The 12,803-nt window shown below is 70.1% G+C and carries 13 protein-coding genes and 1 tRNA gene; 11 read left to right on the top strand and 3 right to left on the bottom strand.

The annotated features are described in order from the left end of the window. Positions 1-24: 24 nt before the first annotated feature. Both OG432_RS13145 and OG432_RS13140 read left to right on the top strand, forming a co-directional pair. Positions 25-1,485, top strand: coding sequence for a DHA2 family efflux MFS transporter permease subunit (locus tag OG432_RS13145; RefSeq protein WP_328311010.1), 1,461 nt, complete (start codon positions 25-27; stop codon positions 1,483-1,485). Positions 1,486-1,759: 274 nt separating this feature from the next. Beyond that, a complete protein-coding gene (locus OG432_RS13140) occupies positions 1,760-2,815 on the top strand; it encodes a UDP-N-acetylmuramate dehydrogenase (protein WP_328311008.1) in 1,056 nt (351 codons plus the stop codon). A 137-nt stretch (positions 2,816-2,952) separates the two neighbouring features. Here OG432_RS13140 and OG432_RS13135 read toward each other — a convergent pair whose 3' ends face one another. Further along, positions 2,953-3,585 carry an NAD(P)-dependent oxidoreductase gene (locus tag OG432_RS13135; protein ID WP_328311006.1) on the bottom strand — a complete coding sequence of 211 codons (633 nt, stop codon included), beginning with the start codon at positions 3,583-3,585 and terminating at the stop codon, positions 2,953-2,955. A gap of 88 nt (positions 3,586-3,673) precedes the next feature. Here OG432_RS13135 and OG432_RS13130 point away from each other — a divergent pair, with 88 nt between their 5' ends. Further along, positions 3,674-4,309 carry a TetR/AcrR family transcriptional regulator gene (locus OG432_RS13130; RefSeq protein ID WP_328311004.1) on the top strand — a complete coding sequence of 212 codons (636 nt, stop codon included), beginning with the start codon at positions 3,674-3,676 and terminating at the stop codon, positions 4,307-4,309. A 116-nt stretch (positions 4,310-4,425) separates the two neighbouring features. Here the strand turns inward: OG432_RS13130 and OG432_RS13125 are convergent, their stop codons facing one another. Beyond that, positions 4,426-5,445 carry an adenosine deaminase gene (locus OG432_RS13125; RefSeq protein WP_328311002.1) on the bottom strand — a complete coding sequence of 340 codons (1,020 nt, stop codon included), beginning with the start codon at positions 5,443-5,445 and terminating at the stop codon, positions 4,426-4,428. A gap of 148 nt (positions 5,446-5,593) precedes the next feature. Next, a complete protein-coding gene (locus OG432_RS13120; protein WP_328311000.1) occupies positions 5,594-6,832 on the bottom strand; it encodes a pyridoxal phosphate-dependent aminotransferase in 1,239 nt (412 codons plus the stop codon). A 259-nt stretch (positions 6,833-7,091) separates the two neighbouring features. On the opposite strand from OG432_RS13120, the gene OG432_RS13115 reads away from it, so the two are divergent. The 8 genes from OG432_RS13115 to rplL all read left to right on the top strand — a co-directional run bounded on the left by OG432_RS13115 (position 7,092) and on the right by rplL (position 12,449). Beyond that, positions 7,092-7,164, top strand: a tRNA-Trp gene (locus OG432_RS13115). Between the two features lie 106 nt (positions 7,165-7,270). Next, positions 7,271-7,567, top strand: a complete 297-nt coding sequence (secE, locus tag OG432_RS13110; RefSeq protein ID WP_053731183.1) for a preprotein translocase subunit SecE — start codon at positions 7,271-7,273, stop codon at positions 7,565-7,567. 74 nt (positions 7,568-7,641) lie between these two features. Beyond that, positions 7,642-8,601 (top strand): transcription termination/antitermination protein NusG, encoded by a 960-nt coding sequence (gene nusG, locus OG432_RS13105; RefSeq protein WP_328310997.1) that lies wholly within the window; start codon positions 7,642-7,644, stop codon positions 8,599-8,601. 186 nt (positions 8,602-8,787) lie between these two features. Continuing rightward, positions 8,788-9,222 carry a 50S ribosomal protein L11 gene (gene rplK, locus OG432_RS13100; RefSeq protein WP_053731185.1) on the top strand — a complete coding sequence of 145 codons (435 nt, stop codon included), beginning with the start codon at positions 8,788-8,790 and terminating at the stop codon, positions 9,220-9,222. Positions 9,223-9,312: 90 nt separating this feature from the next. Next, entirely contained in the window at positions 9,313-10,035 is a 723-nt protein-coding gene (rplA, locus tag OG432_RS13095) for a 50S ribosomal protein L1 (protein ID WP_328310993.1), read from the top strand. A 194-nt stretch (positions 10,036-10,229) separates the two neighbouring features. Further along, complete coding sequence (locus OG432_RS13090; protein ID WP_328310991.1) at positions 10,230-11,117, top strand: DUF1396 domain-containing protein; 888 nt, start codon at positions 10,230-10,232, stop codon at positions 11,115-11,117. Between the two features lie 304 nt (positions 11,118-11,421). Next, complete coding sequence (rplJ, locus tag OG432_RS13085) at positions 11,422-11,952, top strand: 50S ribosomal protein L10 (RefSeq protein ID WP_328310989.1); 531 nt, start codon at positions 11,422-11,424, stop codon at positions 11,950-11,952. A gap of 113 nt (positions 11,953-12,065) precedes the next feature. Further along, positions 12,066-12,449 carry a 50S ribosomal protein L7/L12 gene (gene rplL / locus OG432_RS13080; protein ID WP_328310987.1) on the top strand — a complete coding sequence of 128 codons (384 nt, stop codon included), beginning with the start codon at positions 12,066-12,068 and terminating at the stop codon, positions 12,447-12,449. Positions 12,450-12,803 lie beyond the last annotated feature (354 nt).

Below are 12,803 nucleotides of genomic sequence, written 5' to 3'. Positions count from 1 at the left end.
AAGATGCACGTCAAGGGGGAAACGATGCCGAAGCACCCACAGAACCGCGAGCAGCCGAAACAGCGGGGTGGACAACGCTGGGGCGCGGGCTGGGCGCTGGCCGTCACCAGCGTCGCGGGGTTCATGGCGGCGCTCGACAACCTGGTGGTCACCACCGCGCTGCCCTCGATCCGCGACGACCTCGGGGGAGCCCTCGACGACCTCGAATGGACGGTGAGCGCGTACACCCTCACCTTCGCGGTGCTGCTGATGTTCGGGGCGGCGCTCGGCGACCGGTTCGGGCGCAGGCGGCTGTTCATCACCGGACTGACGATCTTCACCGGCGCCTCGGCGGGCGCGGCGCTCTCGTCCGGGATCGACGGGCTGATCGCGGCCCGCGCGATCCAGGGCGTCGGCGCCGCGATCATGATGCCGCTCACCCTCACGCTGCTGACCGCGGCCGTGCCCGCCGCCAAACGCGGCCTGATGTACGGGATCTGGGGCGCGGTGAACGGCCTGGCCGTCGCATCCGGCCCGCTGATCGGCGGCAGCCTGACGGAACACGCGTCCTGGCAGTGGATCTTCTGGCTGAACGTTCCGCTCGGCCTGATCGTCCTGCCGCTGGCCCGGCTGCGCCTGAACGAGTCGCACGGCACGGGCGCTCCGCTGGACATCCTCGGCACGCTGCTCGCCAGCGGCGGCCTCTTCGGGATCGTGTACGCGCTGATCCGCGGCAACCCGGACGGCTGGACGAGCGCGACCGTACTCACCGGGCTGATACTCGGCGCCGTCCTGCTGGCCGGCTTCGTGGTGCACGGCACGCGGGCCGCGAACCCGATGCTGCCGATGCGGCTGTTCCGCAGCCGGGCGTTCTCCGCGATCAACGCGGCGAGCCTGCTGATGTTCGTCGGCATGTTCGGCTCGATCTTCCTGCTCAGCCAGTTCCTGCAGAACGTCATCGGTTACTCGCCCACCGAGGCGGGTCTGCGCATGCTGCCGTGGACGGGCATGCCGATGATCGCCGCGCCGATCGCGGGCTACCTGTCCGACAGGATCGGCGGACGGCCGGTCGTGGCGGCGGGCCTCGCGCTCCAGGCCGCGGGACTTGCCTGGTTCGCCGTGATCGTCTCGCCGGAGATGTCGTACGCGGAGCAGCTGCCCGCGCTGATCATCAGCGGGGTCGGCATGGGCCTGTACTTCGCGCCGGCGGCGAACCTCGTGATGTCGAGCGTGCGGCCCTCCGAACAGGGCATCGCCTCGGGCGCGAACAACGCGCTCCGGGAGGTCGGCGGCGCGCTCGGCGTCGCCGTACTCGCCTCGGTCTTCTCCGCGCAGGGCGGCTACGGATCGGCGCAGGCCTTCGTCGACGGCCTGGGCCCGGCGCTGTGGGTGGGCGCGGGGGCGGTGGGCGCGGCGGCGGTGGCCGCGGCACTGCTTCCTCGCGTTTCCGCGGGGCGGCGCGCCGAGGGTGCGGTGTTCGAGGCGGAGCGGGAGCTGGTGGGCTGAGGGCTCGGACCGCGGCCGTCCACGACGGACGGGCGCGGTCCGGTCGGGTGGGGACGTGGCGGGGTGCCCCGCAAGGAGGAGCGCCGGTTCCGGGCTCCTTGGGGCGGGGCCGCACGGCGCGACGTATGAGGAGGTGACCCCGCCGTGTCCACACCCCCACCCCCGGGGAATGCGCAACATGCCGGTGATGCCACGCCCCGGCCCACCGCATCTGCCCGCACGGCCGACCGCAGGGCGGCGCACCCCTCCCATCCGCACCCGTACGCTGGACCCCGTGCAGGAACTTCACGACGCCCCCCTCGCCCCCCTGACCACCCTCCGCCTCGGCGGCCCGGCGGACCGCCTGGTCACCGCGACCACCGACGACGAGGTCGTCGCCGCCGTCCGCGAGGCCGACGACAGCGGCACCCCGCTGCTGGTCATCGGTGGCGGCAGCAACCTGCTCATCGGGGACAAGGGCTTCGCCGGCACCGCCCTGCGCATCGCGACCCGCGGCTTCCACCTCGACGGCACCCGGCTCGAACTCGCCGCCGGCGAAGGGTGGAGCGACGCCGTGGCCCGCAGCGTCGAGGCCGGGCTCGCCGGCATCGAGTGCCTCGCCGGCATCCCCGGCTCGGCCGGCGCGACCCCGATCCAGAACGTGGGGGCGTACGGCCAGGAAGTCTCCAGCACCATCACCCACGTCGTCGCCTACGACCGCCTCGACCGCGCCACCGTCACGCTGACCAACGCCGCGTGCGACTTCTCGTACCGGCACAGCCGCTTCAAGCAGCATCCCGACCGCTACGTCGTGCTGCGCGTCGTCTTCGAGCTTGAGGACGCGGACGGGCTGTCCGCGCCGGTCAAGTACGCCGAGACCGCCCGCACCCTGGGCGTCGAGCCCGGCGACCGCGTGCCCGCCGCCACCGCCCGCGAGACCGTCCTCAAGCTGCGCGCAGGCAAGGGCATGGTGCTCGACCCCGAGGACCACGACACCTGGTCGGCCGGCTCGTTCTTCACCAACCCGATCCTCCCCAACGAGGCGTACGACGCCTTCCTCGCCCGCGCGCGGGAGCGGCTCGGCGCGGACGTGACACCCCCGGCGTGGCCCGCGGGCACCGACCGTACGAAGACCTCGGCGGCCTGGCTGATCGACAAGGCGGGGTTCACCAAGGGGTACGGCACCGGTCCCGCCCGCATCTCCACCAAGCACACCCTCGCGCTGACGAACCGCGGCGGCGCCACCACCGAAGACCTGCTGGCGCTCGCCCGCGAGGTCGTCGCGGGGGTGGAGCGGGCTTTCGGGGTGACGCTGGTGAACGAGCCGGTGGGCGTGGGCGTGGAGCTGTAGCGGAGCCGAGCCGGGGAGAACCGACCCGGCCCGAACCGAGCCGGGTCGAAGGGAAGCGCCCCGTGACGCTCCCTTTCGACCCGGCCCGGGGCCTCCCCGCCCCGCCGCCCCCTTCGACTCCTCGGCGGCTTCCGCCCTCAGTAGGCCACCCCCACGCCCTGCTTGACCGTCGAGGGGTCCTCGACACACCCCAGCATGGCGTGCGCCACGTCCGCGCGGGCGATGGTCCGCCCGGCCGTGGGGTTGCCGCCGACGACGCGGCGGTACACGCCGGTGAGCGGCTTGTCGGTGAGTTTGGGCGGACGTACGGACGTCCAGTCCGTGGCGCTGGCCGCCAACGCGGCCTCCATCGCCCGCAGATCGACGTACACGTCCTTCAGGATCGTGCCGATCATGGACCGCATGCCGCGGTCGAGCAGCCCGTCGCCGGGGGCCTCGGGTCCGACCGGTGCCGCGCTCACGACGACGATGCGCCGCGCCCCCTCGGCCTCCATCGCGGCCAGTACCGCCCGGGTGAGGGGGGTCGTGATTCCCGCGTCCGAACGCTTGCGGGCGCCCAGGCCGGACAGCACCGCGTCCCGCCCGGCGACCGCCGCGCGCAGGGGTTCGGGGGAGGTGAGGTCGGCCCGTACGACGTCGAGGCCCGGACCGGTCACGGCGAACCGGGCCGGGTCGCGCACCACCGCCGTGACCTCGTGGCCCGAGACCAGGGCCTGCTTGACGATTTCCTGGCCGATGCCGCCGGTGGCACCGAAGACCGTGAGCCTCATCGCTTCACCCTCCTGGGGTGGGTAAGTATTCACTCACCCCTAGAGTGGGGAGGTACCCGCCCTTGCGTCAAGCCTCGTTGGAGCGTCCATGCAGTCGTCGCAGTCGCAGTCGCAGTCGCAGCCGCAGCCGCAGCCGCAGCCCGCTCGCGTCCGCATCGTCGACGCCGCGCACCAGCTGATGCACACCATCGGGCTCGCGCGGGCCACGACGAAGGAGATCGCGAAGGCGGCGGGGTGTTCGGAGGCGGCGCTCTACAAGCACTTCGCGAGCAAGGAGGACCTTTTCGTGACGGTCCTGAAGGAGCGGCTGCCCCAGCTCGGACCGCTGGTCGAACGGCTGACCGCGGAGCCGGGCGAACGCTCGGTGGAGGAGAACCTGACCGACATCGCGCGCCAGGCGGCGCTGTTCTACGCGGAGAGCTTCCCGATCGCGGCGTCGCTGTACGCCGACCCCCAGCTCAAGCGCCGCCACGACGAGGCGCTGCGGAAACTCGGTTCGGGGCCCCATGCGCCGATCGAGGGGGTCGACGCGTATCTCCGTGCGGAGCGGCGGGCGGGGCGGATCGACGCGGACGCGGACACGTATGCGGCGGCGTGTCTGCTGCTCGGGGCGTGCGCGCAGCGGGCGTTCGCGTACGACATGACGGAGAGCGGGGTGCCGCCGCAGGGGCTGGAGGAGTTTGCGCGGGGCGTGGCGCGGACGGTGCTGCGCGGGGTCGGCTGACCTCGGCAGGGCGCCGAGCCGGAGGCGTCGCCCGCCCGCCTTCGGCTGCGGACCGTGCGTGGCTGCTCGCGCAGTTCCCCGCGCCCCTCATGGGGCCGCTTCCGTGCTTGGCGGGCTCAGGCCGACAGCCACTGCTCCACCCCGGCCAAGAGCTTCTCCTGGGTGTCCCCGGGTGCGGCCGAGCCGCGGATCGACTGGCGGGCCAGTTCGGCGAGCTCGGGGTCGGTGAAGCCGTGGTGCTGGCGGGCGATCTCGTACTGCGCGGCCAGGCGCGAGCCGAAGAGCAGTGGGTCGTCCGCGCCCAGGGCCATCGGAACCCCCGCGTCGTACAGCACCCGCAGCGGCACGTCCTCGGGCTTCTCGTAGACGCCGAGCGCGACGTTGGAGGCGGGGCAGACCTCGCAGGTGATGCCCCGCTCTGCGAGGCGACGCAGCAGCCGGGGGTCCTCCGCGGCCCGCACCCCGTGCCCGACCCGCCGCGCGTGCAGGTCGTCGAGGCAGTCGCGTACGGAGGAGGGGCCGGACAGTTCGCCGCCGTGCGGGGCCGCGAGGAGCCCGCCCTCGCGGGCGATCGCGAAGGCGCGGTCGAAGTCCCTTGCCATGCCCCGGCGTTCGTCGTTGGACAGGCCGAAACCGACCACGCCGCGATCGGCGTAGCGGACCGCGAGGCGGGCCAGGGTGCGCGCGTCGAGGGGGTGCTTCATGCGGTTCGCCGCGACCACGACGCGCATCCCGAGCCCGGTCTCGCGCGAGGCCGAGTCGACCGCGTCCAGGATGATCTCCAGGGCCGGGATCAGCCCCCCGAGCAGCGGGGCGTACGAGGTGGGGTCGACCTGGATCTCCAGCCAGCCGGAGCCGTCCCTGACGTCCTCCTCGGCTGCCTCGCGCACCAGGCGCTGGATGTCCTCGGGGGCGCGCAGACACGACCGGGCCGTGTCGTACAGGCGCTGGAAGCGGAACCAGCCGCGCTCGTCGGTGGCCCGCAGCTTCGGCGGCTCCGCGCCGGTCAGCGCGTCGGGCAGCCGCACGCCGTACTTGTCGGCGAGCTCCAGCAGGGTGGCGGGCCGCATCGATCCGGTGAAGTGCAGGTGCAGATGGGCCTTCGGCAGGTCTCGTACGTCGCGAACGTGCTCCATCCCAAGATCCTGCCGCACGCCACCGCCGCACCGGTAGGGCTTTCCCTGAACGTGGGCTTGCCCGAACGCAAGAACGGGGGCGACCCCACCTACCGAGACCGGTAGGTGGGGTCGCCCCCGTACAGTCGCCCCCGTACCAACGGAAGGCCTAGTCCCGCGCCTCCGCCAGCAGCTTCTGGATCCGCGAGACGCCCTCGACGAGGTCCTCGTCGCCCAGCGCGTACGAGAGCCGCAGGTAGCCCGGGGTGCCGAAGGCCTCGCCGGGGACGACGGCGACCTCGGTCTCGTCCAGGATGAGGGCGGCGAGCTCCGTCGAGGTCTGCGGGCGCTTGCCGCGGATCTCCTTGCCGAGCAGGCCCTTCACCGACGGGTAGGCGTAGAACGCGCCCTCCGGCGTCGGACAGACCACCCCGTCGATCTCGCTCAGCATGCGCACCATCGTCGTGCGCCGGCGGTCGAAGGCCTCGCGCATCGTCGCCACGGCGTCCAGGTTGCCGGTGACGGCGGCGAGGGCCGCGACCTGGGCCACGTTGGACACGTTGGACGTGGCGTGCGACTGGAGGTTGGTCGCGGCCTTCACGACGTCCTTCGGGCCGATGATCCACCCGACCCGCCAGCCGGTCATCGCGAAGGTCTTGGCGACACCGTTGACCACGATGCACTTGTCGCGCAGCTCGGGCACGATCGCGGGCAGTGAAGTGAACGCGGCGCCGCCGTACACCAGGTGCTCGTAGATCTCGTCCGTCATGACCCACAGCCCGTGCTCGACGGCCCAGCGCCCGATCGCCTCGGCGTCGGCCTCGCTGTAGACGGCGCCGGTCGGGTTGGAGGGGGAGACGAACAGGACGACCTTCGTACGCTCCGTGCGCGCCGCCTCCAGCTGCTCCACCGAGACGCGGTAGCCGGTCGTCTCATCGGCCACCACGTCCACCGGGACACCGCCCGCGAGGCGGATCGACTCGGGGTAGGTGGTCCAGTACGGGGCCGGCACGATGACCTCGTCGCCCGGGTCGAGGATCGCCGCGAACGCCTCGTAGATCGCCTGCTTGCCTCCGTTGGTCACCAGGACCTGCGAGGCGTCGACCTCGTACCCGGAGTCGCGCAGCGTCTTCGCGGCGATCGCGGCCTTGAGCTCGGGCAGCCCCCCGGCCGGCGTGTACCGGTGGTACTTCGGGTTGCGGCAGGCCTCGACCGCGGCGTCGACGATGTAGTCGGGCGTCGGGAAGTCGGGTTCGCCCGCGCCGAAGCCGATGACCGGGCGCCCGGCGGCCTTGAGGGCCTTGGCCTTGGAGTCGACGGCGAGGGTCGCGGACTCGGAGATCGCGCCGATGCGCGCGGAGACCCGGCGCTCGGTGGGGGAGGAGGACGAGGGAGTTGCAGCGCTCATGCCGGCCATGGTCCCAGACCTCGCGCGGCGGGAGCACCCGCGTTTCACGGACCGGTCAGCATGTGGACAGGCGTCCGAGCCGGGCGCCGGGCGCCCGTGCCGCGGCGGCGGAGCGGTGACGGCGCGGCGACGGTACGGGGACGTCCGGGGGGTGTTCAGGGGGAAGCTGTTCGACGCCGGGCCGCCGACCACGTACACTCACTGCCTGTTGGCCCTCACCGACCACACCACCGCATGCGGTAGGTTGGGGGAACCACAAAGGGTCGTAGCTCAATTGGTAGAGCACTGGTCTCCAAAACCAGCGGTTGGGGGTTCAAGTCCCTCCGGCCCTGCTACACACACCTTCGCCAGGATGTGTGCGCATGTACGTACTTCAATGCACCGCCGTGCGGCTCCACCGGGCGCGGCACGGCCACGACCCGGAATCAGGTGAGAAGCGTGACGGACGCCGTGGGCTCCATCGACATGCCTGATGCCCAGGACGAGGCAGCGGAGTCCAAGGATTCGAAGAAGAAGGCCCGCAAGGGCGGTAAGCGCGGAAAGAAGGGCCCTCTGGGCCGTCTCGCGCTCTTCTACCGGCAGGTCGTCGCCGAACTCCGTAAAGTTGTCTGGCCGACACGCAGCCAGCTGACGACATACACCTCCGTGGTGATCGTGTTCGTCGTCATCATGATTGGCATCGTGACGTTGATTGACTCCGGCTTCTCGCAGGTAGTCAAGTACGTCTTCGGCTGATCCGCGAAGGGCGCCCCTTTTGGCGCCCCTTTCGCATGTTCCACCCCATCTGTAGCCAGGAAGAAGCAGCCACCGTGTCTGACCCGAACCTGAACGACGCCATCGAGTCGGTCGAGTCCGTCGAGGACGAGCTCGACATCGTCGAGGCGGCCGACGAGGACGAGGCCGAGGCTGCCGACGCCGCTGCGGGCGAAGCGGCCGAAGAGGCTGCCCTGCACGTCGAGTCCGACGACGCCGAGCCCGCGACCGACGAGGTCGAGTCCGCCGAGGCGAGCGACGCCTCCGACGACGAGGCTTCCGACGAGGAGTCCGCGGAACTCACCGAGTCCGCCGACGCCGATGAGACCGACGAGTCCGCTGAGCCCGCCGCGTCCGACGAGGACGAGACCGAGGAGCCGGCGGAGCCCGCCGCCCCGGTCGACCCCGTCGAGGCCCTGCGCCAGGAGCTCCGCTTCCTGCCCGGCGAGTGGTACGTCATCCACACGTACGCCGGTTACGAGAAGCGTGTGAAGGCCAACCTCGAACAGCGTGCCGTCTCGCTGAACGTCGAGGAGTTCATCTACCAGGCCGAGGTCCCCGAAGAGGAGATCGTCCAGATCAAGAACGGCGAGCGCAAGAACGTCCGGCAGAACAAGCTGCCCGGTTACGTTCTCGTCCGCATGGATCTGACGAACGAGTCCTGGGGCGTCGTCCGTAACACCCCCGGCGTCACCGGCTTCGTGGGCAACGCCTACGACCCGTACCCGCTGACCCTCGACGAGATCGTCAAGATGCTCGCCCCCGAGGCCGAGGAGAAGGCCGCCCGCGAGGCCGCAGAGGCCGAGGGCAAGCCGGCTCCGCAGCGCAAGGTCGAGGTCCAGGTCCTGGACTTCGAGGTGGGCGACTCGGTCACCGTCACCGACGGCCCGTTCGCGACGCTGCAGGCGACCATCAACGAGATCAACGCCGACTCGAAGAAGGTCAAGGGCCTCGTCGAGATCTTCGGCCGCGAGACCCCGGTCGAGCTCAGCTTCGACCAGATCCAGAAGAACTGACGCTTCCGGGCACCCTGGAACGCTTTCTGGAACCAGCACTTCCGAGCAGGTCAGAGGAGCTCTCGCAGCCCCTCTGACCTGCTCGGTTTTTAGCCGCGCAGCTATACCCGTTATCGTTGTGCGGTATGCCTCCATCCGGTTGATCGGATGAAGGCGGTTCACTCTCACTAGGACCCGGAGAGAGCAATGCCTCCCAAGAAGAAGAAGGTCACGGGGCTTATCAAGCTCCAGATCAATGCCGGTGCGGCGAACCCGGCTCCGCCGGTCGGCCCCGCGCTCGGCCAGCACGGCGTCAACATCATGGAGTTCTGCAAGGCCTACAACGCCGCGACCGAGTCGCAGCGTGGCTGGGTGATCCCGGTGGAGATCACGGTCTACGAAGACCGCTCCTTCACCTTCATCACCAAGACGCCGCCGGCCGCGAAGATGATCCTCAAGGCCGCTGGTGTCGAGAAGGGCTCCGGCGAGCCCCACAAGACCAAGGTCGCGAAGATCACCGAGGCCCAGGTGCGCGAGATCGCCACGACGAAGCTCGCCGACCTGAACGCCAACGACCTCGACGCCGCGTCGAAGATCATCGCTGGCACCGCCCGTTCCATGGGCATCACGGTCGAGGGCTGATCTCAGCTCACCCCCGTCTGACCTCCAGTGGCAGGGCCAAGCGCTGGCCCGCACCACGACTCCATGCCTGACATCAATACAGGAGCTGAAGTGAAGCGCAGCAAGACCCTCCGCGCTGCGGACGCGAAGATCGACGCGGACAAGCTGTACGCGCCGCTCGAGGCCGTCCGTCTCGCCAAGGAAACCTCCACGACCAAGTTCGACGGCACCGTCGAGGTCGCCTTCCGCCTGGGTGTCGACCCGCGCAAGGCCGACCAGATGGTCCGTGGCACCGTGAACCTCCCGCACGGCACCGGTAAGACCGCCCGGGTCCTGGTCTTCGCGACCGGCGACCGTGCCGAGGCCGCGCTTGCCGCGGGCGCCGACATCGTCGGCTCCGACGAGCTCATCGACGAGGTTTCGAAGGGCCGTCTGGACTTCGACGCCGTCGTCGCCACCCCGGACCTCATGGGCAAGGTCGGCCGCCTCGGCCGCGTGCTCGGTCCCCGTGGTCTGATGCCGAACCCGAAGACCGGCACGGTCACCCCCGACGTCGCCAAGGCGGTCGAGGAGATCAAGGGCGGCAAGATCGAGTTCCGCGTCGACAAGCACTCGAACCTGCACTTCATCATCGGCAAGGTGTCCTTCGACGACACCAAGCTGGTGGAGAACTACGGTGCGGCTCTGGACGAGATCCTCCGTCTGAAGCCGTCCGCCGCCAAGGGCCGCTACATCAAGAAGGCGACCCTCGCCACCACGATGGGCCCCGGTATCACCCTGGACCAGAACCGCACCCGCAACCTCCTCGTCGAGGAGGACCCGGCCGCCGTCTGATCCCACGGATCACCGGCAGTCGCGGGTTCGCGTACGAGACGTACGCCGCGTAGCGAGACCGGCCCCCGCACCTCTTCGGAGGGGCGGGGGCCGGTTTTTTTCGTGTGCGACTTACCAGTGGCAACCGTTACGATCATCGGAGTTTGCCGAATCATTACCGATGTGCGGCACCAGCAGATCCTGGGGGGATCCACATGCGTCACCTGTATCGCAATGCCGCCACCGCCGTGCTGGCCGGGGTTCTGGTCACCGGCCTCGCGGCCTGTTCGGGGGGCGACAAGCCGGCCGCGGGCACGGCCGGCGACGGCTCCACGGGCCAGGCGGCCGGCAGGCCCGCCGAGGCGACGTTCGCGGCGGCCGTGAAGCGCGCCGCCGCCAAGAACAGCGGGCTGACGTCGCTCTCGTACACGATGGCCGGGAAGACGCCCGAGGCCGGCACCATCGAGGCGACCGCGTCGATGAGCATGAAGCCGCTCGCGATGCAGATGAAGGCCAAGGGCGGCGCCGGGGCGGAGTCCGGCGCGTTCGAGATCCGCTTCGTCAACAACGTCATGTACATGAGCGGCGGCGAACGGGCGGACGGCAAGTCCTGGATCAAGTTCGACCTGTCCGCCCTGGGGCAGCAGGGCGGCGGCGACCCACTGGCCGGTCTGGGCAACCAGGCGGACAAGAACCCGGCCGAGGAGTCCAACAACCTGACCGCGGCCAAGGACCTCAAGAAGATCGGCGAGGAGACCGTCGACGGTGTGAAGACCACGCACTACGCGGGCACCGTCACCCTCGACCAGCTGCGGGACAGCCTCAAGGGGAAGGACGCCGCCGCCAGGAAGCGCGCGGAGAAGTCCCTGACGCAGTACGAGGAGTGGGGCATCCGCTCGCTGCAGATGGACATGTGGATCGACGGACAGGACCACACCAAGCAGTTCCGGACGCAGGCCGCGTCCCCCAAGGGCCCCCTGGACATGACCGTCAAGTTCCGGGACTACAACAAGCCCGTCACCGTGCAGGCCCCGCCGGCGGACCAGGTCACGGACCTCGCCGAGATGATGAAGGGCTCGTCCGCGGGCTCGAAGAGCGCCTGAGGGCCCCCGGGCGCCCCGGCTCGAAGCCGGTCCGCGCGGGGTCCGTTCGAGCGGATTTGCTTGACACGGACGCCGTACCGTACGCTCTCCCAGAAGCCAAAGACCGCTGGTCGTTGCCGTGCCTTCATCCGAAGGGGCGGTGGCCGAAGGATCCGCTGAATGCGGACGACCCGCGCAGGTGACCGTGGAAAGTTCCCAGGATTCATTCTGGTTGAGCTACGCCCCGTGCGCCTGCGCCGGGGCGTTTCGTATTGTTCGGCCCCTTCTGAGCGGTCCTCATCACCCGGAAGGAGGCCGACGCTCTATGGCAAGGCCCGACAAGGCTGCCGCGGTAGCCGAGCTCGCGGACCAGTTCCGCAGCTCGAACGCCGCCGTGCTGACCGAGTACCGGGGTCTCACCGTGGCGCAGCTCAAGACGCTGCGTCGTTCGCTCGGTGAGAACGCCCAGTACGCCGTGGTGAAGAACACGCTGACCAAGATTGCGGCCAACGAGGCCGGGATCACTTCGCTGGACGACCAGTTCACTGGTCCGACGGCGGTTGCCTTCATCACCGGTGACCCGGTGGAGTCGGCGAAGGGTCTTCGTGACTTCGCCAAGGAGAACCCGAACCTGATCATCAAGGGCGGTGTCCTTGATGGCAAGGCGCTGTCCGCCGATGAGATCAAGAAGCTCGCGGACCTCGAGTCCCGCGAGGTTCTGCTCAGCAAGCTGGCCGGCGCGTTCAAGGGCAAGCAGTCCCAGGCTGCCTCGCTCTTCCAGGCGCTGCCGTCGAAGTTCGTCCGCACCGCGGAAGCGCTTCGCGTCAAGCTCGCCGAGCAGGGCGGTGCCGAGTAACTCGGCTCGCGCAATGACCGCCGCCCGCTAGGGCGACGGTCGCAGCGGGCCGAACGTACGCCCGCCTTCATGTACATCCGGCACCCGCCGAATTAGTGGAAGGATCGCCCATCATGGCGAAGCTCAGCCAGGAAGACCTGCTCGCCCAGTTCGAGGACATGACCCTCATCGAGCTCTCCGAGTTCGTGAAGGCCTTCGAGGAGAAGTTCGACGTCACCGCCGCCGCGGCCGTCGCCGTTGCCGGCCCCGCCGGTCCGGGCGCCCCCGCCGAGGCCGTCGAGGAGCAGGACGAGTTCGACGTCATCCTCACCGGTGCCGGCGAGAAGAAGATCCAGGTCATCAAGGTCGTGCGCGAGCTGACCTCCCTGGGCCTGAAGGAGGCCAAGGACCTCGTCGACGGCGCTCCGAAGCCCGTCCTCGAGAAGGTCGCCAAGGAGGCCGCGGAGAAGGCTGCCGAGTCCCTCAAGGGCGCCGGCGCCTCCGTCGAGGTCAAGTAACACCTCGCGGGTCCTCACGGGCCCGCACCCGTCCGGCAGGCGCGCTCGCGCGCCGCTGGGCACCGCCAAGGGCGATCACCCATCCGGGTGGTCGCCCTTCGGCGTACCCGCGACGCCTAGCGACGCCTGCCTTGCACGGGGCCCCTCGGGGAGTATGGTGATCTTCGCCGTCTGCTGGTGAGAACGCAGGCGCAGGCTCCGTAACAACTCCCGCGGCCATCTCCGGGGAGCGGAGGGGTCTTGACGAACCGCACGCAGCGCGCAATTCTCAGGACGCGTCGTCACAACGATCCGCATCCGAGGCATGGATCGACGGCGAAGAGGGCAGTACTAATCTGCGTCTGCGCGGCGCAC

Origin of the sequence: Streptomyces sp. NBC_00442, from assembly GCF_036014195.1 — a bacterium.
Lineage (GTDB): Bacteria > Actinomycetota > Actinomycetes > Streptomycetales > Streptomycetaceae > Streptomyces.
The sequence above is the reverse complement of the archived record's forward strand: the minus strand, read 5'-3'. Positions and strand labels throughout refer to the sequence as shown.